The following is a 22,255-nucleotide window of genomic DNA, read 5'->3' as shown; positions in this document are numbered from 1 at the left end:
GCAATCGTACTGCCTGGCGCGCTGCCAAGCCGAGAGAACGTACAGAACGGCCTACGCCGTGACGCGTGCGCGGTGGTACTGCTGCGGCTCGTAGTCCACGGAGACGCCGAGCTCGACGGCGGCGCGGAGCGGGAAGCCCGGGTCTCGGAGGAACTCGCGGCCCACCATGACGACGTCCGCCTGGCCGGTCGCCACGATCTGCTCGGCCTGGAACGCCTCCGAGATCATGCCGACCGCGATCGTGCCGATGCCGGCGTCGCGCTTGATCGCGTCGGCGAAGGGCACCTGGTAGCCCGGGCCGACCGGGATCGGGGCGCTCGCGACGTTGCCACCGGTCGAGACGTCGGCGAGGTCGGCACCGTGTTCGGCGGCCCAGCGCGCGACCTGCGTGGTCTCCTCGAGCGTCAGGCCGCCCGGGGTCCAGTCGGTCGCCGAGAAGCGGACGACGACCGGGAAGCCCGCGCCGACCTCGGCACGGACGGCGTCCAGCACCTCGAGCAGGGCGCGGGCGCGGTTCTCGAGCGAGCCGCCGTACGAGTCGGTCCGGTGGTTGCTCAACGGCGACAGGAACTGGTGCAGCAGGTAGCCGTGCGCGGCGTGGATCTCGACGAGGTCGAAGCCGGCCTCGACCGAGCGTCGAGCGGCAGCGGCGAACGCCAGGGCCACCACGCGGATGTCCTCGGGGGCGAGCTCGCGCGGCTCGGCGTACCCGTCGAAAGCGACCGCGGACGGTCCCACGGTGTTCCAGCCGCCCTGGTCCGCCGGGACGGAGCCGTGCGTCGACTCCCACGGGCGGAACGTCGACGCCTTGCGGCCGGCGTGCGCGAGCTGGACGCCCGCGGCGGCGCCCTGCGAGTGGATGAAGTCGACGATCGGGCGGAACGCGTCGCGCTGCTCGTCGTTCCAGAGCCCGAGGTCCTGCGGGCTGATCCGCCCCTCCGGCACGACGCCCGTGGCCTCGACCACGACCGCTCCGGCACCGCCCTTGGCGAAGCCGCCGAGGTGCACGAGGTGCCACGGCGTCGGCACGCCGTCCTGCGCCTCGACCGAGTACTGGCACATCGGGGAGACCCAGATGCGGTTGCGGACGGTCAGGTCGCGGATGGTGATCGGTTCGAACAAGGCGTGCGTCACGCGGGCTCCTTCTCGGCGGTCGCCCTGGTCGCGAGTTCCTGCAGGAACGCGCGGAGTCCGGCGGGCGACGTGTAGTGGTGGCCGACCGCCCCGATCGCTTCCGCGCCGGCGGCGTTCTCGGCCCTGTTGTCGACGAACACCATCTGCGCGGCGTCGATTCCCAGGCGCGCGCACGTGTCCAGGTAGATCGAGGCGTCCGGCTTCAGGACGTGCTCCTCGGCGCTCACCACGACGGTCTCGAACAGGGACCCCATCGGGGACCGGCGGTACGGGTCACCGAAGTCGAACCCGGCGTTCGACAGCAGGGCGACCCGGGTGCCGGCGTCGTGCAGCTCCTCGACGATCGCGAGGGTCTCCGGCTCGACCTCGAACCAGCCGGTGAAGTCGATCGCCCAGAACCGGTGGATGTCGGTGATGCGCCAGGTCCGGCCGGTGCGCTCGGCGATCGCCCGCCAGTAGTCCACGACGGAGAGGTCGCCGCGGTCCAGGTCGTGCCGGAGCTCCTGGTAGACGGGGAAGAGCTCGTCCGCCGGCACACCGGTCGCCGCGACGAGGGCGTCCCGCGAGGCGTGCGGCGTCCGGCTGATCACCTCGCCGTAGTCGAAGACCACCACACGACCGGGCAGGAACAGGCTCATGCGCTCCACCGTAACGTGGCGTCTCGTGAACGACTTCGTCCCCTTCGCCCCGACCGACGCCGCCGCCTGGACCACCGCCCCGCACGGCGACTCCACCAAGTACCGGCGGGGTGTCCTCGGCGTCGCGACCGGCTCCGACCAGTACCCGGGTGCCGCCGTGCTCGGCGTCGACGCCGCCGTGCACACCGGCGTCGGGATGGTCCGGTACGTCGGACCGTCCCGCGCGTCGGACCACGTGCTCGCGCGGCGTCCCGAGGTCGTCACGGGGGTCGGATGGGTGCAGGCGTGGCTCGTCGGCTCCGGGATCTCGGCGGGCTCGCTCGACGACCTGGACGACGTGACGGCGGACGGGTTCCGGCACGCCTCGGACGACGGGGTCCCCGTGGTCGTCGACGCCGGGGCGATCCCGCTCGTCGAGCTCGGGCCCCTCGCGGTGCTGACGCCGCACGCGGGGGAGCTCGCCGGCGTCCTGCACGAGTCGCGGGAGTCGATCGAGCACGACCCGGCCGCGGCCGCGCTCCGGGCCGCCGCGCAGACCGGGAGCGTCGTGCTCCTGAAGGGCTCCGCCACGCACGTCGCGACACCCGACGGGTCGGTGCGGCTCGTGGCCTCGTCGGCGACGCCGTGGCTCGCGGCCGCCGGAGCCGGCGACGTCCTCGGCGGGGTGCTCGGGGCGCTCGTGGCGGCTCGGCAGGGAGCGGCGGAGGCGACCGGGTCGTCGCTGTCGCCGTCCGACCTGGCACACCTGGCCGCTTCGGCTGCGGTGGTGCACGGGATCGCTGCGCGACGGGCGTCCGGAGGCGGACCGTTCACGATGGCGGCGCTGGTCGAGCAGCTGCCGGGCGTGGTGCGCGACCTCGTCGTCGAGGGCGACGCCCGGGGGTAGCCGCGAGCGGCGACGGACGGGAGGCGCGGTGCGGGCCCGCACCGCGCCTCCTGGCCGTCAGGTGGTCACGTCCGGGGCGTGACGCGCGTCGTGCGCGTCAGCTCGCGGGGGTGGCGTGCACGAGGAACTCGACCGCACCCGCGTCGTCGACCTGCACGAAGCCGAGGCTCGGGGCCTGCACGCCGAAATCCGAGAACGTGATCGGGATCGAGCCGGAGACGTCGACGCCGTCGCCGTTCAGCCCGACCTCGAGCGTCGCGGTGACCGACTTCGTGACGCCGTGCAGGGTGAGGTCCCCGGTGGCCTCGACCTTCGTCGTGCCGGAGCCGGACGGGACCGCGTCCGCGATCGGCTCGGTGAGCGTGAAGGTCGCAGTGGGGAACGCCGACGTGTCGAGCGCGGAGTCGCGGAAGTAGGAGTCGCGCTGGGCCGAGTCCGTGGCGATGTCGGCGACCTGCACGGTGATGGTCGCCTTCGTGATGGCGGTGCCGTCGACGGTGGCGCTGCCGGTGACGCTGTCGGTGCGCCCGGTGACGGTGACGTCCGAGCCGTTCAGGACCTCGTGGACGCGGTATCCGGCCTCGGAGTCCCCGCCGACCGTCCATGCGCCGGACAGGTCCGCGGCGTCGAGCGTGGACGGGGCGCGGCTCGCGGCGACGCTCGGGGCGGCGGAGGCCTTGGCGTTCTCGCTGCTCGTGTAGAGGTTCGTGCCGACGATCGCGGCGACGACGCCGATGACGACGACCGCGGCGACGACCGCGATCCAGATGACGGCTCTGCGGCGCGTGCGCGGGGTGTCGGAGGTCACGAGGGGAACGGTGACACGTCATGCTCGGGGGAACCTGTGACGGACGTGCCGCTACGCTCGTCCGGTGCAGAGGACGGTGCAGCGGCCGGTGTGGGCTTCGCGGTGGTTCGAGGTCGCGGTCTTCGTCGTGGCGTTCGTCGCCGTGCACGCGGTCCTCTGGTGGTTGACGACCGTGTCGGGCAACCTGCCGCTCGGCGACGTGACGATCACCTACCGGCGGTGGATCGAGACCGGCCACCTGTCCGGGTTCTGGGTCGGGATCGACGAGGACTGGGTGTACCCGATCCTCGCGATCGTGCCGATGGCGGCAGCAGCGGTCGGGGGTGTGGCCTCGATCGGCACCGGGTGGCTCGTGCTCATGGTCCTGCTCGACGCCGTCGCTTGTGCGTTCCTGTGGCGCTTCCGCGGGCTCGGCGTGCGCGTCGTGTGGTGGTGGCTCGCCTTCCTGCTCGCTCTCGGACCGATCGGCCTCGGGCGCATCGACACCGTCGCGACCGTGCTCGCCCTGGTCGGGGTCGCCTTCGTCGCGTCGCGGCCGGCCGTCGCGTCGGTGCTGTTCACCGCCGGCGCATGGACGAAGGTGTGGCCCGCGGCGCTCGTGGGCGTGCTCCTGCTGCTCCGCCGTGGCCACCGCCGCGGGGTGCTCGTCGGCGCACTCGTGCTCACGGCGCTCATCGTCCTCGTCGACGTCCTGTACGGGGGTGCGGCCCACCTGCTCTCGTTCGTGGGACAGCAGAGCGGCCGTGCGCTGCAGATCGAGGCGCCGCTCGCGACCCCCTTCATGTGGGCGGCGGCGCTCGGCGTCCCCGGTGCCGCGGTCTACTACGACCAGCAGATCCTGACGTTCGAGGTGTCCGGCGCGGGGACGAACGCGGCAGCCGCGGTGTCGACGCCGCTCATGGCCGTGGTCGTCGTCGGTGGGGTGCTGCTCGCGCTCTGGGCCGTGCACCGCGGCGCGCACCGGGCCGAGGCCGCGCCGCTGCTGGCACTGCTCCTGGTGGCCGCGCTGGTCGCCGCGAACAAGGTCGGGTCGCCGCAGTACATCGGGTGGTTCGCCGTGCCGATCGTGTGGGGGCTCGTCGCCGGTCGTCCGAGCGCCCGGCGCTTCCTGCCCGTCGCCGTCGCGGCGATCCCGATGGCGCTGCTGACGCAGGTGATCTACCCCGGGTTCTACGACCAGGTGCTCACCGTGCAGCCCTGGGTGCTCGCGGTCCTCACGCTCCGGAACGCGCTCGAGGTCGGGGTGCTGGTCTGGAGCGTCGTCGCGATCGTCCAGCTCGGCGTGCGGGCCCGTGCCATCGCTGTGCCGGTCGTCCCGGCAGGGGGCAGGATGGACGCATGATCGTCGCGTTCTCCGTCGCCCCGTCCGGTGGTCCCTCCGCGAGCTCGGACGGGTCCGTGCACGACGCCGTCGCGGCCGCCGTGCGGCTCGTCCGCGAGAGCGGCTTGCCGAACCGCACCTCGTCGATGTTCACCGAGGTCGAGGGGGAGTGGGACGAGGTCATGGACGTCGTCAAGCGCGCCACCGAGGCCGTCGGGGCGTACGGCACGCGGGTGTCCCTCGTGCTCAAGGCCGACATCCGCCCGGGGCACACCGGCGAGATCGACGGCAAGCTCGAGCGGCTCGAGGCTGCGCTCGACGACTGAGCGACACGCCGAGCGCCTCCCACGGATGTCGGTGGTCGGGTGTGTCCTGTCGGTGTCGGACGGAACGCGTCCGCACGACGACGAGGAGCACGTGATGATGCACGACGGCTGGTGCCCCGACTGCGACCTGCGAACGGTCGTCATCGACTCGGACGAGCACGGCGACACCGCCTGGGCGAGCTGCACCGAGTGCGGCGCCGGGTGGGTCCACCGTGACGAACTCCCGGGGCTCGTCGTCGCGGCCCACGCGGAGCCGGAGCGTCGCGCCGCCTGACGCGGGTCGAATCGATTCGGCCGAGCGACTTCCGTTCGGCCTTTGGAGCGGTCTACACTGCTGGGACCGGTCGCTCTCGGCGGCCGGTCGTCCACGTTCGCCGCTGAACCAGGACCACCCTCCGCCCGACACCGGTCGCACCGTCCGCGATCCCCGGGCCGGGGGCACGGTGCGGTGACCACGCGCACCGACGGTCCCAGCCGACTCACGCGAGTCGACGTCCGGAACCCGTCCCGCTCCTCCCGTCCCGAAACAGGCACCATGTCCCAGCTCACGCCTGCGCGTCGTGCACTCGCGCTCATCGCCCTCGCCCTCGGCGGGTTCGCCATCGGTTCGACCGAGTTCGTCGCGATGGGGCTCCTGCCGAACATCGCCGAGGCGCTCCTGCCGCGCCAGTACGGCCTCGACCCGGACGCCGGGATCGCGCACGCGGGCTGGCTCGTGAGCGCGTACGCCTTCGGTGTCGTCGTCGGTGCCCCCACGATCGCGGCGATGTCGGCGAAGTTCCCGCGCAAGGGCCTGATCCTCGTGCTGCTCGTCGGGTTCGTCCTGGCGACGGTCGCGAGCGCGATCCTGCCGTCCTTCGGCCTCGTGCTCGTGGCACGGTTCGTCGCGGGACTCCCGCACGGTGCGTACTTCGGCATCGCGTCCATCGTGGCGGGCGACATCATGGGGCCGGGCAAGCGCGGCAAGGGCATCGCGATGGTGCTGCTCGGCCTGTCGGTCGCGAACGTCGTGGGCGTGCCGGCGATCACCTGGGTCGGGCAGGTCGCCAGCTGGCGCATCGCGTACGGCGTCGTCGCCGTCCTGTTCGCCCTGACGTTCCTCGCGGTGTGGGCCTTCGTGCCGCGCAGCACCCGCGACGAGCACGCGACGATCGGCCGCGAGCTCCGGGCGTTCCGCGTGCCGCAGGTCTGGATGGTCATGGGCCTCGGAGCCGTCGGCTTCGGCGGCTTCTTCGCGGTCTACTCGTACATCTCGCCGCTCGTGCAGAACGTCACCGGGCTGTCGGAGTCCTTCGTGCCGCTCGTCCTCGTGGTCGTCGGCATCGGCATGGTCGTCGGTGGCGTGCTCGGCGGGCACCTGGCCGACCACAGCGTCAAGCGCACGATCTACGTCGGCATGTTCGCGCTGATCGGCGCCCTGCTCGTCACCGTCCTCACCGCGCAGTGGGTGTGGGGGGTCTTCCTCGGGGCGTTCCTGCTCGGTGCGACCTCGTCCGCGATCCCGCCGGCCGTGCAGTCCCGCCTGATGGACGTCGCCGGAGATGCACGGACCATCGCGGCGGCGCTCAACCACTCGGCGTTCAACATCGGCAACTCGATCGGTGCGGCCCTGGGCGGCGCGGTCATCGCTGCCGGGTTCGGCTTCACGGCGCCGGGATGGCTCGGCATCGTGCTCGCGCTGCTCGGTGTCCTCATGACCATGGTGAGCTACGGCGCCGAGCGCCGCAGTACCCGCCGTGCGTCGCTCCGGTCGTCGTCGCCGACCACCGGCCCGATCACCGCGCCCGTCCCGCTGGGCTGACGCGAGTCTCACCGGCCAGGAGGCGCGGGGCGGCCCCGCACCGCGCCTCCAGTCCGTCGACGGTGCGGTAGACCGCCGATCGTGAGCAGAAGAGGTCGGGTCCCGTGACGGGACCCGACCTCTTCTGCTCACGAAGCGCGCGTGGCGCGTGGCGCGGCGCGTGCGGCGCACTACAGGCCCAGCGGGCTGCCGTCCTGGACGATGATGCCGTCGGTGATCGCGCGCTTCCGCAGCGCCACCTTCGTGCCGACGTCGAAGCCCGCGACGCGGTACTTCTCGCGGATGCGCTTGAGGTAGCTCTTCGCGGTCTCCTCGGAGATGCCGAGCTGGTACGCGACGCTCTTCACCGGCTCGCCGCCGCCGTACAGCGCCATGACGCGACGCTCCTGGGCGCTGAGCTTCGGAACGCCACCGACGTCACCGCTGTTGATCGCCAGGTCGAGCTCGGCGGAGACGTACTGCTCGCCGCGCTGGGCGGAGCGGATGGCCTCGACGATCATCTCGGCGTCCTCGCTCTTCACGAGGTAGCCGAGGGCGCCGGAGGCGAGGGCCTCGCGGACGACGTTCGGCTCCGAGTAGGTGCTCATCACGACGGTCTTCACACCGGCGGTCTTGAGCGTCGAGATCTTCAGCGAGACCGGGATCGAGTCCTTGAGGTCGAGGTCGAGCAGCACGACGTCGACCGGGAACGCCGGGCTCGTGAGGAGCTCGGGCCAGGTGGTGACGGCGGCGACGAGCGTGATGTCGTCGGCTGCGTTCCGGATCCACTCGGTGAGCGCGCCGAGGAGCATCCTGTGGTCGTCGACGAGTGCGAGTCGGATCGGTTCCTCTGGAGTCGCCATGGTGGCGTCCTTTCTCGGGGGCGGTCGTGGGCCGATCCTAGGGGGACGGACCACGGGGCACGGGCAGGCTGGTCAGGGTGTCCGGCAGTCGGGCCAGCCGGTTCCGTGCGACGACTACATCGACGGATGTCGGTCGACGACGCAGTGCGCGACGACGTGCAGGACGCCGTCGCGGACGGAGTCCTGGTACGGGCCGATCCGCTGCAGGGCGCTCCACGCGGTCGGGCCGAGTCGACGCCGGGGGACACCGCGCGACTCGAAGACGACCGGGACGTCCATCGTCTCGTCGGTGACGGGGTGCCCGTCCGAGCCGACGGGGCCGAGCGTCACGGAGACGACCGGTGATCCGGCCTGGGTCTGCTTGCCGTCGCCGACCATCTGCCAGAGCGTCTGCAGCAGGCCGTCGCGCTGCGCGGGGGAGAGGTGGCCCGCGAGCGACTGCGGATCCGCGACGCTGACCGAGCGGCCGAGGTTGTCGGACTCCGTGATCGCGTGGTAGAGCCAGGTCTCGCGGCGGCCCTCGATGAGGTGCAGGCGCAGCTCGGTGGCGAGCGAGGCGGCGACCGAGGCGGACGCGTCCGAGAGCGGCAGGGGGTCGCTGCCGTTGGCGACGGCGTCGAGGAGCTTCTCGGCGGCGAGGTCGAGCCGGGCGAGTTCGTCGGAGGCGAGCATGCCCACGGCGAACTGCGGTGCCTGCACGTTGCTCTGCACGAGGACCCGGTCGAGTTCACGCTGCACGAGCTGGCGGAACCGGTGCACCACGAAGAGCGCGATCGACGGCGGGACGGTCACGAGCGCCACGGTGGACACGATCGCGGGCAGGGTGTCGCTCGTGATCGGCGTCGAGGCGACCGCCATCCCGACGAACGCGAGGCCGAGGACGGCGATGGCGGCGGCGACCTCGCGGGCCGGGCGCAGGGTCGCGACGGGCAGGAGCGCGAAGCCGGCGGCGACGGACGCGGACGCCGAGTGGGCGATGTCGTGCTCGGGCCAGATGCCGATGAAGTCGAGCGTCACGACGCAGCCGAGGACGACGCAGATCAGCGCGAAGGCGAGCCCGGTCAGTCGTTCGCCGTACGTGAGCAGGCTGAGTCCGACCCCGACGGCGGCGACGAGGTAGAGCGCCCAGGCGGCCGCGGGCAGCCACGGGTCGGTGAACTCCGTCCAGCGGATGAGGAAGAAGACGATCCCCGCGACGGCTTCGATACCGGTCAGGACCGCGGCGCCGAGTCCGAGGTAGCCGGCGCCGAGCGAGGCGCCGGGCTTGGCGGCCTGCCGCAGCGAGCGCGCGCCGGTGGAGGTGGAGGGGAGGCCGCGCGCCTGTCGACGTTCGCTGCCCCGGTACCGCTCCCGCGCCTCCCGTCGGGTCCGCGGAGCGGGCTGCACGGTCTCGCCGGGGAGCCCGCGGCTGATGGTGTCCTCGGGGACGCGGCTCATCTGGGGGCCTCCAGGACGACGGTCGTGCCGGATCCCGGCGCGGAGAAGAGCTTCGCGTCGCCGCCGACCTCGCGGAGGCGGTTCACCACGCTCTCCTTGAAGCCGAGCCGTTCGGCACTGACGTGGGTGAGGTCGAAGCCGACGCCGGAGTCGGTGACCATCGCGCGGACCATCTCGTTGTCGTGCACGATCGTGACGTGCGCCTCGCCGACCCCGGCGTGCCGACGGACGTTCTCGAGGCACTCGCCGAGCGCGAGCAGGAAGGCGTCGAGCACGTTCGACGGCAGGAGGACCTGCCCGGTGCCGTGCCAGCTCACCTCGAGGCCCATGCGGCCGAAGCGCTGCTTGACCGACTCGAGGGTCTGGCCGAGCGGGGACTCTTCCTCGCGGGTGAGCGAGTAGTCGCCGGACTGCTGCGGCTGCGGCGTCGCACCGAGGCGGAGGTGGCGGAGGAGTCGGGCGTCCTCGGCGGCCTGCTCACGCATCGCCTGCTCGGAGACGCCCACGCCGGAGTGCGCGAGGAGGGTCAGCGTGGCGAGCACGGTGTCGTGCAGGAGCCGGGCACCCTGTCGTCGCTGCGCCTCGGTCTCGCTCGCCTGGCGTTCAGCGCGGTGCGCGGTGCCGATGCTGTAGATCCGGCGGGCGACGCGCGGGATGCTCCGGGAGATCCAGATCGTCACGACGGCGATGAGCACCCACCCGAGCAGCGCGCCGGTGACCGGGGCGGCGAGGACGCTGCCGCTCGCCCAGACGATCGCGACGACGACGGCCGCGCCGGCGACGATGGTCAGCCCGAGTCCCACGGGCTTCCCGCGCTGGGACATGAGCGGTGCCGAGATGCTGCCGGCGGCGAGGGGCACCACCGCGGAGGCGATGATCGGACGCGCTGTCTCGTCGACGCCGAGCAGCAGGAGTGCGAGCGCGCCGAGGCCGGAGGCGAGGATGAGGGCCGTCCACCACACCGAGCCGTTCCACCCGAAGACCAGGAAGCCGGCGATCATGATCGCGATGCAGGCGAGCCCGCCGAGCAGCGGGACGACCGGGACCGCGAGGGCGCAGATCACCGCGACGACCGACACCAGGGCGCAGACGATGCCGACGACACGGGTCGTCGACCGGAGCAAGCGGTCGCGTTCCTGTGCGATGAAGTCCATCGGTGTCCTGGTCGTGGCGGTGTGGCTGAGGGAAAACCGAGCCTGGTTCAGGCTGGGCACCACGCCATCATTCCACGCGCGACACCCGTTGGGGGGTGTTCGGCGCGCCATCCCGTGTCGGATGGTTCCGCGATCGTCATTGCAAGCGTTATGCGTCCAAGAGCCGCCGGAGGTGCGCCCCCACGGCCTCGTGCTCGATCAGGAACCCGTCGTGCCCGAACTCGCTCTCGATCACGGCCGCGCGGTCACCGTCGAGGGTGTCCGGCACGCCGGCCGCGATGCGGTGCTGGTCCTCGATCGGGAACAGCCGATCGCTCGACACCCCGACCACGAGCGTGCGGGCCGTGACCTGCGCCAGCGCCGCCGCGATCCCGCCCCGACCGGCTCCGACGTCGTGCGAGTCCATCGCGTGGGTGAGCGTCACGTAGGAGCTCGCGTCGAACCGACGGGTGAACTTGTTGCCGTGGAAGTCGAGGTAGCTCTCGACCGAGAAGCGGCCGTCGTCGCCGAGCGGCGAGACGTCGCTCTGCCACGAGCGGGCGAACCGGCCGTTCAGCTCGTCGGACGCCCGGTAGGTCATCAACGCCATCCGCCGAGCCAGCGCCAGCCCGCGGTGGGGGCCCTCGCCGGCGTCGGCCTCGTAGTAGTCGCCGCCCGCGAACGCCGGGTCCATCTGGATCGCAGCGCGCTGCAGCGAGTTCGCGGCGATCTGGTCGGCGGTGGTCTGCGCCGTGCTCGCCAGCACCGCGAGCCGGGACACCCGTGCAGGGTGGGTGACGGCGAACTCGAGCGCGTGCATGCCGCCCATCGACCCGCCGACGACGGCCGCGAAGACGTCGATGCCGAGCCGGTCGGCCAACTGCGCCTGCACCGCCACCTGGTCGCGCACGGTGACGAACGGGAAGCGGGATCCCCACTCGAGGCCGTCCGGCGACACCGACGACGGCCCGGTCGTGCCCTGGCAGCCGCCGAGCATGTTCGGTGCGACGACGAACCACCGGTCGGTGTCGATCGCCCGGCCGGGGCCGACGACGTCGCCCCACCAGCCCGCGGTGCGGTGTCCGGGACCGGGTGCTCCGGCGACGTGCGAGTCGCCGGTCAGCGCGTGGAACACCAGGACCGCGTTGTCGCGGTCGGCGTTGAGCGTGCCCCAGGTCTCGTACGCCACGCGCACGGCGGGGATGCGTCCACCCCGCACCCAATGCTCACCGAGGGACGCGAAGTGCCGGGAGCCGGGGTGGTCGCCCGGGCGCCAGGCGCCGGTCACCGGGGGCTTGCCGAGCGTGCCGAGTTCGGTTCCGGGCACGAGGGTGGACGGCACGGAGTCCTCGGGGGTCGTCTGCCAGTCCATCGGGTCCAGTCTGCCGGGAGGCGCGGCGCGGGCCGCCAGTGTTACGTCACGTCCGGCGCGTCGCGGGTCCACTGCGGCGGGTCGCGGGTGCTCGCGGGCGCGTGCGTGCGGGTGCGGCGGCGTGCGGGCGGGTGCGGCTGCGTGCGTGCGGTCGGGCGCCGAGTCGGAACGACTTCGTCGACGTCGTACGACATCGACGTTGTCGCTCCCGGGCGCATGCAAGTGTTGCGCGTGCAACGAACGACGTGGCCGTTGTCGTACGACAACGACCACGTCGTTCCGAGTCGCCCCCGCGCCCCCGCGACAGTGCCCGCGCCCGGGGCCGCTACGCGCGCTGGCCCTCCTGCGCGACCGCACGGGCAGCGGCGAGCCCGGCCTCGAGGTCGGCCTTGAGGTCTTCGACGTTCTCGATCCCCACCGACAGCCGCACCAGCCCCGGCGTGACACCGGTGGTGAGCTGCTGCTCGGGCGTCAGCTGCGAGTGCGTGGTCGACGCCGGGTGGATGACGAGGGAGCGCACGTCGCCGATGTTCGCGAGGTGCGAGAACAGCTGCAGGTTGTCGACGAACGCCTTGCCGGCGGGCACGCCGCCCTTGAGCTCGAACGACAGCACGGCCCCGACGCCCTTCGGCGCGTAGCGGTTCGCCGCGGCGTACCACGGCGAGGTCGGCAGCCCGGCGTAGGCGACGGTCGCGACGTCCGGGTGCCGGTCGAGCCACTCGGCGATCTCCTGCGCGTTCGACACGTGCCGCTCGATGCGGAGCGACAGCGTCTCGATGCCCTGCAGCAGCGCGAACGCGGTGTCCGCCGAGTTCGACGCACCGAGGTCGCGGAGCAGCTGCACCCGGGCCTTGACGATGTAGGCGAGCTCGTTGCCGACGGCCTCGGCGAAGACCGCGCCGTGGTACGAGGGGTCCGGCGTGTTGAACTCGGGGAACTTGTCCGGGTGCTGCGACCACGCGAACTTCCCGGAGTCGACGATGATCCCGCCGATGACGGTGCCGTGCCCGCCGAGGAACTTCGTCGCCGAGTGCACGACGATGTCGGCACCGTGCTCGAACGGACGGATGAGGTACGGCGTCGCGATCGTGTTGTCGACGATGAGCGGCACGCCGGACTCGTGGGCGACCTCGCTGACACCGGTGATGTCGAGCACGTTGATCTTCGGGTTGCCGATCGTCTCGGCGAAGAACAGCTTCGTGTTCGGTCGGATCGCGCGGCGCCACTCGTCGAGGTCGTCCTGGTCCTCGACGAACGTGGTCTCGATGCCGAGCTTCGCGAGCGTGTACTTGAACAGGTTGTACGTGCCGCCGTAGATCGACGACGAGGACACGATGTGGTCCCCGGCGCCCGCGATGTTGAGCACCGCGTAGGTCTCCGCCGCCTGGCCGCTCGACACCAGGAGCGCCCCGGAGCCGCCCTCGAGCGCCGCGATCCGCTGCTCCACGACGTCGTTCGTCGGGTTCATGATGCGCGAGTAGATGTTGCCCGGCTTGGCCAGGGCGAAGAGGTCACGGGCCTCGTCGGAGTTCGCGAAGACGTACGAGGTCGTCTTGTAGATCGGCGTCGCGCGGGCCCCCGTGGTCGGGTCGGGCTGTGCGCCGGCGTGGATCTGCGTGGTCTCGAACCGCCACTGGGCGGCGTCGTTCTGGGTCATCTCGTGCTCCTGTCCGGTGGCGGTCGTCGGGTCGTCGGGTCGCCCAGCGCTCGGCCCAGGAGGCGCGGCGCGGCTGTGCGTCGCCCGTCACGGTACGCAGGTGGTCGCGTCGGCACCAGCGCGCCCGCCTCGGGACGTAACGACCGAGGCGGAGGCGAGCCGCGCCTCCTGGCCCGTGCGTGCGCACTCACACGCCGGCGGCGACCACGGGGGGAGGTCGCGGCCTGCCGCGACGTCGCGCGCCGCCGACTGAGCGCAGCGAAGACGACGGCTTGCGCGGGGATGTCACTGCTCGCGGCGGAAGAGCCAGCGCACGTTCGGTTCGAGGAGCCAGCGCATCCCCCGGCGGACGAACGGCTGGGCGAGGAACAGGCTCACCGCGCAGGCGATCGCCACCATGAGCAGCACGTACGGCCACGCCGAGTGCTGCCCGGCGAGCACCCCGGACTCGCGGATCGGGTAGAGCACGAACGTGTGCAGCAGGTACACGTACATCGTCGCCGCGCCGAACTGCGTGATCCAGACGTTCCGACGGGGCACGAGCAGCAGGAACGACGCGGTGAGGAGGGTCGCCAGCAGCATCAGCCCGAAGCGGACCGCACCGGCCCACCAGTCGTCCTCGCCGAGTCCCGAGTAGGAGTCGTCGTAGAAGAACCAGTGGTGCAGGTCGAACTGCTTGAACTGCGGGATCCAGATCGCACACGCCACCGCCCACGCCACGAACACCGCACCGGCCGCGATGCGCACCCGGACCACGACCCGCCGCGGAGCCTCGTACCAGCGGTCGAAGACGCCCCACTGCTTCACCTGCCAGCCGAGCAGGAAGAACGGCAGGAGGCTGATCGCCCGCGACAGCGAGAGCGTGGAGTCGACGTTGTCGAAGTAGCCGACGCCGATGCTGAACACGACGGCCCAGAACAGCGGCCACCGGAGCTGTGCGAGGTACGGGAGGATCAGCTTGAAGATCCCCAGCGCGAGCAGGAACCAGAGCGTCCAGGTCGGCTGCGTCGGGTTGAACTTCTTCCCGCCCTCGACCAGGGCCTGCACGACGGTCCAGATCGTCTGCATGATGATGTACGGCACGACGATGTCCGTGATCGTCCGGCGCATGCGCTTCGCGGTCGGGGTGTCGGCGGAGGAGAAGTACCCGCTGATGACACCGAACGCCGGCATGTGGAACGCGTAGATGAAGGTGTACAGCGCAAGGGCGTGCTCGCTCGCCGCCGTCTGGCGCTGGATCGCATGGCCGATCACCACGAGCGTGACCGCCAGGAACCGCGCCGTGTCCCACATCGGGATACGGCGCTTCGCACGTCCGGGCTCGAGCTGCGAGGCGGGCGCCGAGGGCGCGGGAGGGGCGGCGTCCGTCGTCATCGCCGGTCACGTTACCCGATCGTGACCTTGCCGGATCGGTACGGTTGGGACATCCCACCCCGTCCCCCTGGAGGAAGCACATGGCATCTCGTCGCGCAGTCGTCACCGGAGCGAGCTCGGGCATCGGAGCAGCGACCGTCCGACTGTTCCGCGCACACGGGTGGGACGTGCTCGCCGTCGCCCGCCGTGCCTCGAAGCTCGAGGCGCTCGCCGGGTCGACCGGAGCCGACGTCCTCGTCGCGGACATCACCAGCGCCTCCGACGTCGAGGCGCTGGCCGCCCGTGTCCACGAGCTCGGGGGAGCGGACGTGCTCGTGAACAACGCCGGCGGCGCCTTCGGGTCCGCGTCGGTCGAGGAGTCGGACGTCGAGGACTGGCGCGCCATGTTCGAGGTGAACGTGATCGGCACGAAGCGGGTCGTCGCGGCGTTGCTCCCGCACCTTCGTCGGCGCGCGGCGGACGCCGGGAGCGCCGACATCGTCACGGTGACGAGCACGGCCGGGCACGTGGCGTACGAGAACGGCGGCGGGTACAACGCCGCGAAGTTCGCCGAGCACGCCCTCGTGGCTGCGCTCCGGCTCGAGCTGAACGGTGAACCGATCCGGGTCGTCGAGATCGCGCCGGGCCTCGTGAAGACCGACGAGTTCGCCCTGACCCGGTTCCGTGGCGACACGGAGAAGGCCGCGGCGGTCTACGACGACGTGCCGGAGCCGCTCGTGGCCGAGGACGTCGCCGAGGCGATCGTGCACGCGGTCGAGCTGCCGGCGCACGTGAACCTCGACCTCGTGACGATCCGCCCGGTGGCGCAGTCGGCCCAGCACAAGCTCGCGCGGGGGAAGCTGACGCCGCGGGTGTGATCCCCGCGGGTGCCGCGCACCCGGCCCGCACCCGGCCCGCACCCGGCCCGCACGCGCCCGGGCCGCACGTGCGGGTCGCGGGCGCGGGGTCCGTGCCGGTACCGTTGTCGGATGCCGATCAGCAGCGAATCCGGGTCACCCGCCCAGGCTCCCTCGACCGTGACCGTGACGAGCGGGCCCGAGGTGCTCGGATGGCTCGAGTTCGGTGACGCAGCACGCCTGCTCGCCAAGGACGTCTTGTCCTCCGGCTTCGAACCCGAGGTCGTCGTCGCCGTGGCCCGCGGTGGGCTCATCATCGCCGGTGCGGTCGCCTACGCCCTCGGCACCAAGGAGTGCGGTTCGATCAACGTCGAGTTCTACACCGACGTCGAGCAGCGCCTCGAGGAGCCGGTCATCCTGTCGCCGGCGCTCGACGCCCCGAGCCTCGCCGGCAAGCGCGTCCTCGTCGTCGACGACGTGTCGGACTCCGGCCGGACCCTGCGCCTGGTGGTCGACATCATCCGGAACGCCGGCGCCGACGTCCGCAGCGCCTGCCTCTACTCGAAGCCCGGCACCGTGCTCGAGCCGGACCACGTCTGGCGTCGCGTCGACGGGTGGATCACCTTCCCGTGGAGCGCCCTCGCCCCGGTGACGGCCGAGTCGTGAGCATCCACCTCGTCGGCGGCGGACCCTTCGCCGCCTCGGACGCCGCCGCGCCCTTCGTCGCCGAGGCCACGGTCCGCTCCGCAGCGGTCGGCCGCACGGTCCCGCGCATCGCCCTGCTCTCCGTCGCCGACGGGTCCGGGGTGAGCCCCTCCGGCACTGCCGACATCGCCGGGGTGCTGACCGGCCCGCGCACGGCCGAGGTCCTCGTCACCGAGGTCGCCGCCGGCCAGGTGTTCGACACCACGGTCCTCAGCGACGTCGACGCCCTCGTGGTCGGCGGCGGGGTCACGCCGGACTACCTCGACGCCGTCGCGCCGCTCGTCGACCAGATCCGCCTGCTCGTCTCCGACGGCCTGCCCTACCTCGGCTACTCGGCCGGCGCGATGATCGCCGCCGATCGTGCCCTCGTCGGCGGCTGGCGCATCGGTGGCGTCGAGATCTGCCCCGAGGAAGCCTCCGAGGGCCTCGACGAGGTCGAACTCCGCGAGGGGCTCGGCCTGGTGGACCTGACGATCGACGTGCACGCCGTCCAGGCCGGCACGCTCGCCCGGCTCATCGCGAGCGCCGAGGCCGAGTTCGTGACCGCGGGCCTGGCGATCGACGAGGACACCACGCTGGTCGTGGGCGAGGGCGCGCTCGAGGTCCGCGGCACCGGCAGCGTCTGGCGCGTCGTCGCCGGCGAGGACTCGGTCGCCGTCGCCACGATGGGCGCCTAGCCCCGTGCAGGCCCGACCGCTCGCCGACCTGATTGACCCCGGCTGGGCCGAGGCACTCGCCCCCGTCGAGGACGACGTCCACCGGATGGGCGACTGGCTCCGCGCCGAGACCGGTGCCGGTCGGCAGTACCTCCCGGCTGGCGAGCACGTCCTCCGGGCCTTCGCCGAGCCGTTCGACGACGTCCGGGTCCTCGTCGTCGGACAGGACCCGTACCCGACGCCCGGGCACCCGATCGGCCTGTCGTTCGCGGTCGACCCGCACGTGCGACCCGTCCCGCGCAGCCTGGCGAACATCTACCGCGAGCTCGAGGCCGACCTCGGCGTGACGCCGCCGGCACACGGGGACCTGCGGGCGTGGTCGGCCCAGGGCGTCCTGCTGCTCAACCGCGTCCTCACCGTCGAGGCCCGAGCCGCCGGCAGCCACCGCGGGAAGGGCTGGGAGGCCGTCACCGACCAGGCAGTCCGTGCCCTCGTCGCCCGTGGGAAGCCCCTCGTCGCCGTCCTCTGGGGTGCGCAGGCGGCCTCGGTCCGGCCGCTCCTCGGGGACACCCCGGTCGTCGCGTCCGCCCACCCGAGCCCGCTCAGCGCCTCGCGCGGGTTCTTCGGCAGCCGCCCGTTCTCGCAGGTGAACGAGCTGCTCGTCGCGCAGGGCGCCGAACCGGTCGACTGGACCCTGCCCGCGGCATAGGCTCGGACCCGTGCTCGAGGAGGAATACCAGCGACGGCGGGTCCTGCCGCGACACCTGCGCGCCCCGGTCCCCGCCGAGGCCGCGTTCACCTACACGATCCGCGCTGCCGAGCCCAGCGACCTCCCCGACGTCCGCGAGATCCACACGCACTACGTCCGGAACTCCTCGGTGACCTTCGACCCGTCGGCGTTCACGTTCGCCGCGTGGAAGCGCCGCTACGACGAGATCCGTCGTCGGGGTCTGCCGTTCCTGGTCGCCGAGAACCCCTCGGGGCAGGTGCTCGGCTACGCGCTCGTCGACCCGTGGAACCCCCGCGACCGGTCGAACCGCGTCGTCGAGGACTCGATCTACCTCGGTGCCGCGTCCGGCGGGAAGGGGCTCGGGAGGGCCCTGATGGAGGCGCTGATCGATGAGTGCCGGTCGGCCGGCGTCCGCGAGGTCGTCGCCGTCATCGCCGACCGCCAGGCCGAGGCGTCGATCCGGCTCCACGAGCGGCTCGGCTTCGAAGAGGTCGGCCGCATGGGGAAGGTCGGGTACAAGTACGACCGGTGGCTCGGCACGGTGACGATGCGGCTGCGCCTGCGCGGTCCGCGCCTCTTCGCGCGCGGGTAGCGGGCGCGGCCGGGCGGGCCGCGGCCGAGGTCGAGGTCGCACGATCGGCCGCTTCCGGCGTGCGCGCGCGGCGTGGCGTGCGACCTCGGCGGAGAACGTGCGGCGTGTCCTGCGACCCGGCCACGGTCGGACGGGAGGCGCGGGTCGGCCCCGCACCGCGCCTCCCGTCCGTCGATCGGTCGCGTCTCGGGCACGCGAGGTCGCGCGATCTGCCGCTTCCGGCGCGCGCGTGCGGCGTGTTGCGGGACCTCGGCGGAGAACGTGCGGCGTGTCCTGCGACCCGGCCACGGTCGGACGGGAGGCGCGGGTCGGCCCCGCACCGCGCCTCCCGTCCGTCGATCGGTCGCGTCTCGGGCACGCGAGGTCGCGCGATCTGCCGCTCCCGTCGCGCGCGTGCGGCGTGTCGTACGACCTCGGCGACCCGCACGTGGCGTGTTGCGCGACCTCGGCGACCTCGGCGACCTCGGCGACCTCGGCGACCCGGGCGACCCGGGCGACCTCGGCGACCCGCACGTGGCGTGTTGCGCGACCTCGGCGACCTCGGCGACCTCGGCGACCCGGGCGACCCGGGCGACCTCGGCGACCCGCACGCGGCGTGTCCCGCGCCCTCGGGTCAGGACGCCGGCGCCTCCGCGATGAACTCGTCCCGCGTCACCCGCACCAGCTCGCGCGCCGCAGCGGACGCGGCCCCGCCGTCGCCCGCGACGAGCGCCAGCCCGACGGCCTCGTGCCGGGCCGCCGCGTCGCGGGTCCAGCGCGTGATGGTGTCCCGCGACTCCGAGGTGCGGGTCCGCAGCAGCGCCTCGACGGTCCCGGCGAAGTGTGCGAAGACGGCGTTGCCGGAACCGGTCAGGAGCGCTCGGTGGAAGCGGACGTCGGCCTCGAGGTAGGCGCGGCTGTCCTCCCGACCGCAGGCGTCGGTCATGTCGGTGGCGGCGGCGAGCACCGCTGCGGCACCCGGTGTCCCCGCCGTGAGCGATGCGGCGACGGGCTCGACGCCGAGGCGCAGCTCGAGCAGTTCCCGCTGCTGTGCGAAGTACCAGGGCGAGGCGCCGCGCCACCGGATCACGGTCGGCGCGAGCAGCTCCCACGACACGATGTCGAGCACCAGCGTGCCGACGCGCTGGCGGGGTTCGACGAGCCCGAGCGACTGCAGGACGCGCAGCGCCTCGCGGACGACCGACCTCGACACGCCGAACTCCGTCGCGACGGCGTCGGGCCGGACGACGGTGCCCGGGGCGAGCACGCCGTCGACGATCCGCTGCCCGAGCGTCTCGAGCACCTGGGCGTGCAGTCCGCGGCCGGTCGCCATCGTTCCTCCGTGCAGTACGCGGCACGCACTGTGCGTGACACGGTGTCCATCGAATCGGCAGACTGCCCCGGAGGGCGGATGCCGCGCGGTGGATCGTCGTATAGTCTGATTAATCAGATTATTGACGGTCGACGCGCAGCACGCCAGACCGTCCTCGACACGAAGGCGACGGAGCCGCGCGGCAGCGGCTCCAGGAAGGGGCACCGATGCCTCACGCTCTCCCGGCCGATCCGGCCACGGTCCACGCGGCCGCGGCCCACGCGGTCACCGTCCTGGCGGCAGAACCAGCCGGCACCGAAGCCGTCGACCCGTCGGGGCCGGTCGCGCAACTGATCATCGCGGCGATCATCGGCATCGTCGTGATCATCGCCCTCATCACCTGGCTGAAGGTGCACCCGTTCATCGCGCTCACGATCGGGGCGCTCGGCGTCGGCATCGGCGCGGGTCTCGCTCCGGACAAGGCGGTGACGAGCTTCGGCAACGGCTTCGGCGCGACGATGACGAGCGTCGGCATCCTCGTCGGCCTCGGCTCGATGTTCGGCAAGATGCTCGTCGACTCCGGGGCGGCCGACCGCGTGGTCGACACCCTCGTGCGGAGGTCGTCGAAGGCGGCGCTGCCGTGGACGATGGCGCTGATCGGCGCGCTCATCGGCCTGCCGATGTTCTTCGAGGTCGGCCTCGTCCTGCTCATCCCGATCATCGTCCTGGTGGCGAAGCGCAGCTCCGTCCCGATCATGAAGATCGCCGTGCCCGCCCTCGTCGGCCTCTCCACGATGCACGCGTTCGTGCCGCCGCACCCCGGCCCGCTCGTCGCCATCTCGACGGTCGGTGCGAACCTCGGCACGACGCTCGCCTTCGGCATCGTGCTCGCGATCCCCGTCATCGTCCTCGCCGGTCCGGTCTTCGCCCGCTTCGCGGCGCGCTGGGTCGACATCCCAGCGCCCGACATGTTCGGGACGCGCGGTTCCGACGCAGGTCCCGTCGGCGACGACCCGGCACACGCGGGTCGGGAGGCGCGGCGCGGCCCCGCCACGCAGGACACCGCATCCCTGCCCCACGGCAAGAGCGACTTCACCCGCGTCATCAGCGAGCCGCGCAGCCCGTCCTTCACGGTCGCGCTCGTCGGCATCCTGCTGCCCGTCGTCCTGATGCTCGCGCAGGCCATCCGCGAGGCCACCGTCCCGGACGCCTCGGGCTCGTGGGTCAGCCTGCTCGACTTCCTCGGGTCGCCGATGATCGCGATCGGCATCGCCGCGGTCTACGCGATGATCTTCTTCGCCATCGGCGGCGGCATGGACCGTTCCGCTGTGTCGAAGTCCCTCGAGAGCGCCCTGCCGCCGGTCGCGGGCGTCCTGCTCATCGTCGGCGCCGGCGGTGGCTTCAAGCAGGTGCTCATCGACACCGGGATCGGCGGGGTGATCGCCGACGCCGTGAAGGACTCCGGCATCTCGGTGCTGCTCGTCGCCTGGGTGGTGTCCGCCCTCGTGCGCGTCGCCACCGGGTCGGCCACGGTCGCCACCGTCACGGCCGCGGGCATCATGGCGCCGATCGCGCACGACCTGTCCTCGCCGATGACCTCGCTGCTCGTGCTCGCGATCGGCGCCGGGTCGGTCTTCCTGTCGCACGTGAACGACGCCGGGTTCTGGCTCGTGAAGGGGTACCTCAACACCACGGTCGGGCAGACCTTCAAGACGTGGACGATGCTCGAGTGCCTCATCTCGGTGTTCGGCCTCGCCGGGGTCATGCTCGCGGGGGTGTTCATCCATTGAGCGACGACACCGCACTCGATGCCCGCGTCCTCGTGGTGATGGGGGTCTCCGGATCGGGCAAGTCGACCGTCGCCGCGATGGTCGCCGAGCAGCTCGGGTGGGACTTCGCCGAGGGCGACGCCATGCACCCGCAGGCGAACGTGGACAAGATGCACGCCGGCACCCCGCTGACCGACGAGGACCGCTGGCCCTGGCTCGACGTCATCGCGGCGTGGATCCGGTCGCACCTCGACGGTGGCACCCCCGGCGTGGTGACCTGCTCGGCGCTGAAGCGCTCCTACCGCGACGTCCTCCGGGCACCCGGAGTGGTGTTCGTGCACGTCGCCGGGGACGGGTCCCTCATCGAGGACCGGATGTCGAAGCGCTCCGGGCACTTCATGCCGACCTCGCTCCTGCAGTCCCAGCTCGCCACCCTCGAGCCGCCGCAGGACGACGAGGCCCACATCACCGTCGCGGCGGACCGGACCCCGCAGGAGGAGAGCGCCGAGGTCATCGAGCGGCTGGCGCTCCGCCGCTGACCACGCGCGGAGCGTCCGGCCACGGTGTAGGCCTGGCTCATGCCGCACTTCGTCGTCCTCATCCACGGTGGCCCGGGCGAGGCGTCGCCCGACGAGCTCGCCGCCCACGACCGGCACGCCTCGGACCTCATCGACTCCGGCGCGCTCGTCGCGGCGTTCGCCTTCGGCCCTGCCTCCGAGGTGGTGCGCATCGACGGCGACGGTCCGGCAGCCCGTCCCGAGGCGACGACCGCGCTCGACGGCATCGGGGTCATCGAGGCGCGGGACCTCGACGCCGCGGTCGCGATCGCCCGCCGGAACCCCGCCACGGAGCAGGGCGGCTTCGTCGAGGTGCGCCCGGTCGCCGGTTCGTGGACGCGGGACGGTGGTGCGGCCGCGGGTTCCGCGCCCGGCGTGCCGACGCCCTGA

At 72.4% G+C, this 22,255-nt stretch carries 23 protein-coding genes; 13 read left to right on the top strand and 10 right to left on the bottom strand.

What is annotated here, in order from left to right:
• Positions 1–51: 51 nt before the first annotated feature.
• The gene (locus tag ACEN8D_RS04425) at positions 52–1,134 is read right to left on the bottom strand and encodes an NADH:flavin oxidoreductase/NADH oxidase (protein ID WP_413399355.1); all 1,083 of its coding nucleotides are present in this window, start codon (positions 1,132–1,134) and stop codon (positions 52–54) included.
• Positions 1,131–1,772: an HAD family hydrolase gene (locus ACEN8D_RS04420; RefSeq protein ID WP_309888798.1), complete on the bottom strand. Its 642-nt coding sequence runs from the start codon at positions 1,770–1,772 to the stop codon at positions 1,131–1,133. Before ACEN8D_RS04420 ends, ACEN8D_RS04425 begins: the two co-directional genes overlap by 4 nt.
• Here ACEN8D_RS04420 and ACEN8D_RS04415 point away from each other — a divergent pair.
• On the top strand, positions 1,771–2,658 hold the full coding sequence (locus ACEN8D_RS04415) for an ADP-dependent NAD(P)H-hydrate dehydratase (protein WP_413461504.1): 888 nt from the start codon (positions 1,771–1,773) through the stop codon (positions 2,656–2,658). The genes ACEN8D_RS04420 and ACEN8D_RS04415 overlap by 2 nt on opposite strands.
• Before the next feature lie 97 nt (positions 2,659–2,755).
• Here ACEN8D_RS04415 and ACEN8D_RS04410 read toward each other — a convergent pair whose 3' ends face one another.
• Complete coding sequence (locus ACEN8D_RS04410) at positions 2,756–3,466, bottom strand: YceI family protein (protein ID WP_413399668.1); 711 nt, start codon at positions 3,464–3,466, stop codon at positions 2,756–2,758.
• Positions 3,467–3,530: 64 nt separating this feature from the next.
• Between ACEN8D_RS04410 and ACEN8D_RS04405 the strand changes: the two genes are divergently transcribed.
• The 4 genes from ACEN8D_RS04405 to ACEN8D_RS04390 all read left to right on the top strand — a co-directional run bounded on the left by ACEN8D_RS04405 (position 3,531) and on the right by ACEN8D_RS04390 (position 6,914).
• Positions 3,531–4,808, top strand: a complete 1,278-nt coding sequence (locus ACEN8D_RS04405; RefSeq protein WP_413399669.1) for a hypothetical protein — start codon at positions 3,531–3,533, stop codon at positions 4,806–4,808.
• Complete coding sequence (locus tag ACEN8D_RS04400) at positions 4,805–5,113, top strand: thiamine-binding protein (protein WP_413399670.1); 309 nt, start codon at positions 4,805–4,807, stop codon at positions 5,111–5,113. Before ACEN8D_RS04405 ends, ACEN8D_RS04400 begins: the two co-directional genes overlap by 4 nt.
• Before the next feature lie 94 nt (positions 5,114–5,207).
• A complete protein-coding gene (locus ACEN8D_RS04395) occupies positions 5,208–5,387 on the top strand; it encodes a hypothetical protein (RefSeq protein WP_139199272.1) in 180 nt (59 codons plus the stop codon).
• A gap of 261 nt (positions 5,388–5,648) precedes the next feature.
• The gene (locus ACEN8D_RS04390; RefSeq protein WP_413399672.1) at positions 5,649–6,914 is read left to right on the top strand and encodes an MFS transporter; all 1,266 of its coding nucleotides are present in this window, start codon (positions 5,649–5,651) and stop codon (positions 6,912–6,914) included.
• A 170-nt stretch (positions 6,915–7,084) separates the two neighbouring features.
• Here the strand turns inward: ACEN8D_RS04390 and ACEN8D_RS04385 are convergent, their stop codons facing one another.
• From ACEN8D_RS04385 to ACEN8D_RS04360, 6 genes are all read right to left on the bottom strand, one after another.
• On the bottom strand, positions 7,085–7,756 hold the full coding sequence (locus tag ACEN8D_RS04385) for a response regulator (protein ID WP_070416359.1): 672 nt from the start codon (positions 7,754–7,756) through the stop codon (positions 7,085–7,087).
• Positions 7,757–7,870: 114 nt separating this feature from the next.
• Positions 7,871–9,193, bottom strand: coding sequence for a hypothetical protein (locus ACEN8D_RS04380; RefSeq protein WP_083294960.1), 1,323 nt, complete (start codon positions 9,191–9,193; stop codon positions 7,871–7,873).
• Positions 9,190–10,347: a sensor histidine kinase gene (locus ACEN8D_RS04375; RefSeq protein ID WP_071296181.1), complete on the bottom strand. Its 1,158-nt coding sequence runs from the start codon at positions 10,345–10,347 to the stop codon at positions 9,190–9,192. The genes ACEN8D_RS04380 and ACEN8D_RS04375 overlap by 4 nt, the downstream gene beginning before the upstream one ends.
• A 148-nt stretch (positions 10,348–10,495) precedes the next feature.
• Positions 10,496–11,698, bottom strand: coding sequence for a homoserine O-acetyltransferase MetX (gene metX, locus ACEN8D_RS04370; RefSeq protein WP_413398753.1), 1,203 nt, complete (start codon positions 11,696–11,698; stop codon positions 10,496–10,498).
• A gap of 325 nt (positions 11,699–12,023) precedes the next feature.
• Complete coding sequence (locus tag ACEN8D_RS04365; protein ID WP_336696622.1) at positions 12,024–13,355, bottom strand: bifunctional o-acetylhomoserine/o-acetylserine sulfhydrylase; 1,332 nt, start codon at positions 13,353–13,355, stop codon at positions 12,024–12,026.
• Between the two features lie 285 nt (positions 13,356–13,640).
• Positions 13,641–14,729 (bottom strand): acyltransferase family protein, encoded by a 1,089-nt coding sequence (locus ACEN8D_RS04360; protein ID WP_413400136.1) that lies wholly within the window; start codon positions 14,727–14,729, stop codon positions 13,641–13,643.
• Positions 14,730–14,809: 80 nt separating this feature from the next.
• Here ACEN8D_RS04360 and ACEN8D_RS04355 point away from each other — a divergent pair, with 80 nt between their 5' ends.
• The 5 genes from ACEN8D_RS04355 to ACEN8D_RS04335 all read left to right on the top strand — a co-directional run bounded on the left by ACEN8D_RS04355 (position 14,810) and on the right by ACEN8D_RS04335 (position 18,248).
• The gene (locus ACEN8D_RS04355; RefSeq protein WP_413461457.1) at positions 14,810–15,586 is read left to right on the top strand and encodes an SDR family oxidoreductase; all 777 of its coding nucleotides are present in this window, start codon (positions 14,810–14,812) and stop codon (positions 15,584–15,586) included.
• A 111-nt stretch (positions 15,587–15,697) separates the two neighbouring features.
• Positions 15,698–16,231 carry a phosphoribosyltransferase gene (locus tag ACEN8D_RS04350; protein WP_175473674.1) on the top strand — a complete coding sequence of 178 codons (534 nt, stop codon included), beginning with the start codon at positions 15,698–15,700 and terminating at the stop codon, positions 16,229–16,231.
• A complete protein-coding gene (locus ACEN8D_RS04345) occupies positions 16,228–16,947 on the top strand; it encodes a Type 1 glutamine amidotransferase-like domain-containing protein (RefSeq protein ID WP_309779784.1) in 720 nt (239 codons plus the stop codon). The genes ACEN8D_RS04350 and ACEN8D_RS04345 overlap by 4 nt, the downstream gene beginning before the upstream one ends.
• A 4-nt stretch (positions 16,948–16,951) precedes the next feature.
• On the top strand, positions 16,952–17,635 hold the full coding sequence (locus ACEN8D_RS04340) for a uracil-DNA glycosylase (RefSeq protein ID WP_413400287.1): 684 nt from the start codon (positions 16,952–16,954) through the stop codon (positions 17,633–17,635).
• Between the two features lie 10 nt (positions 17,636–17,645).
• The gene (locus ACEN8D_RS04335; protein WP_070416352.1) at positions 17,646–18,248 is read left to right on the top strand and encodes a GNAT family N-acetyltransferase; all 603 of its coding nucleotides are present in this window, start codon (positions 17,646–17,648) and stop codon (positions 18,246–18,248) included.
• 613 nt (positions 18,249–18,861) lie between these two features.
• Here the strand turns inward: ACEN8D_RS04335 and ACEN8D_RS04330 are convergent.
• A complete protein-coding gene (locus tag ACEN8D_RS04330; RefSeq protein WP_495601169.1) occupies positions 18,862–19,560 on the bottom strand; it encodes a FadR/GntR family transcriptional regulator in 699 nt (232 codons plus the stop codon).
• A 206-nt stretch (positions 19,561–19,766) separates the two neighbouring features.
• On the opposite strand from ACEN8D_RS04330, the gene ACEN8D_RS04325 reads away from it, so the two are divergent.
• From ACEN8D_RS04325 to ACEN8D_RS04315, 3 genes are read left to right on the top strand one after another with little or no spacing between them, the layout of a single operon-like run.
• On the top strand, positions 19,767–21,329 hold the full coding sequence (locus ACEN8D_RS04325) for a GntP family permease (protein WP_413399622.1): 1,563 nt from the start codon (positions 19,767–19,769) through the stop codon (positions 21,327–21,329).
• A gap of 38 nt (positions 21,330–21,367) precedes the next feature.
• Positions 21,368–21,847: a gluconokinase gene (locus ACEN8D_RS04320; RefSeq protein ID WP_309780442.1), complete on the top strand. Its 480-nt coding sequence runs from the start codon at positions 21,368–21,370 to the stop codon at positions 21,845–21,847.
• Between the two features lie 39 nt (positions 21,848–21,886).
• On the top strand, positions 21,887–22,255 hold the full coding sequence (locus ACEN8D_RS04315; RefSeq protein WP_413399623.1) for a YciI family protein: 369 nt from the start codon (positions 21,887–21,889) through the stop codon (positions 22,253–22,255).

The organism is Curtobacterium sp. Curtsp22, assembly GCF_059492135.1.
Note: the sequence above shows the minus strand (reverse complement) of the source record. Positions and strands in the feature narration are given on the sequence as shown.

Coding starts and splice junctions, on each gene's coding strand:
- ACEN8D_RS04415 (WP_413461504.1), top strand. CDS start 1,771: ATGCGCTCCACCGTAACGTGGCGTCTCGTGAACGACTTCGTCCCCTTC.
- ACEN8D_RS04420 (WP_309888798.1), bottom strand. CDS start 1,772: ATGAGCCTGTTCCTGCCCGGTCGTGTGGTGGTCTTCGACTACGGCGAG.
- ACEN8D_RS04400 (WP_413399670.1), top strand. CDS start 4,805: ATGATCGTCGCGTTCTCCGTCGCCCCGTCCGGTGGTCCCTCCGCGAGC.
- ACEN8D_RS04395 (WP_139199272.1), top strand. CDS start 5,208: ATGATGCACGACGGCTGGTGCCCCGACTGCGACCTGCGAACGGTCGTC.
- ACEN8D_RS04390 (WP_413399672.1), top strand. CDS start 5,649: ATGTCCCAGCTCACGCCTGCGCGTCGTGCACTCGCGCTCATCGCCCTC.
- ACEN8D_RS04385 (WP_070416359.1), bottom strand. CDS start 7,756: ATGGCGACTCCAGAGGAACCGATCCGACTCGCACTCGTCGACGACCAC.
- ACEN8D_RS04380 (WP_083294960.1), bottom strand. CDS start 9,193: ATGAGCCGCGTCCCCGAGGACACCATCAGCCGCGGGCTCCCCGGCGAG.
- ACEN8D_RS04375 (WP_071296181.1), bottom strand. CDS start 10,347: ATGGACTTCATCGCACAGGAACGCGACCGCTTGCTCCGGTCGACGACC.
- metX (WP_413398753.1), bottom strand. CDS start 11,698: ATGGACTGGCAGACGACCCCCGAGGACTCCGTGCCGTCCACCCTCGTG.
- ACEN8D_RS04365 (WP_336696622.1), bottom strand. CDS start 13,355: ATGACCCAGAACGACGCCGCCCAGTGGCGGTTCGAGACCACGCAGATC.
- ACEN8D_RS04360 (WP_413400136.1), bottom strand. CDS start 14,729: ATGACGACGGACGCCGCCCCTCCCGCGCCCTCGGCGCCCGCCTCGCAG.
- ACEN8D_RS04355 (WP_413461457.1), top strand. CDS start 14,810: ATGGCATCTCGTCGCGCAGTCGTCACCGGAGCGAGCTCGGGCATCGGA.
- ACEN8D_RS04350 (WP_175473674.1), top strand. CDS start 15,698: ATGCCGATCAGCAGCGAATCCGGGTCACCCGCCCAGGCTCCCTCGACC.
- ACEN8D_RS04330 (WP_495601169.1), bottom strand. CDS start 19,560: ATGGCGACCGGCCGCGGACTGCACGCCCAGGTGCTCGAGACGCTCGGG.
- ACEN8D_RS04325 (WP_413399622.1), top strand. CDS start 19,767: ATGCCTCACGCTCTCCCGGCCGATCCGGCCACGGTCCACGCGGCCGCG.
- ACEN8D_RS04320 (WP_309780442.1), top strand. CDS start 21,368: ATGGGGGTCTCCGGATCGGGCAAGTCGACCGTCGCCGCGATGGTCGCC.
- ACEN8D_RS04315 (WP_413399623.1), top strand. CDS start 21,887: ATGCCGCACTTCGTCGTCCTCATCCACGGTGGCCCGGGCGAGGCGTCG.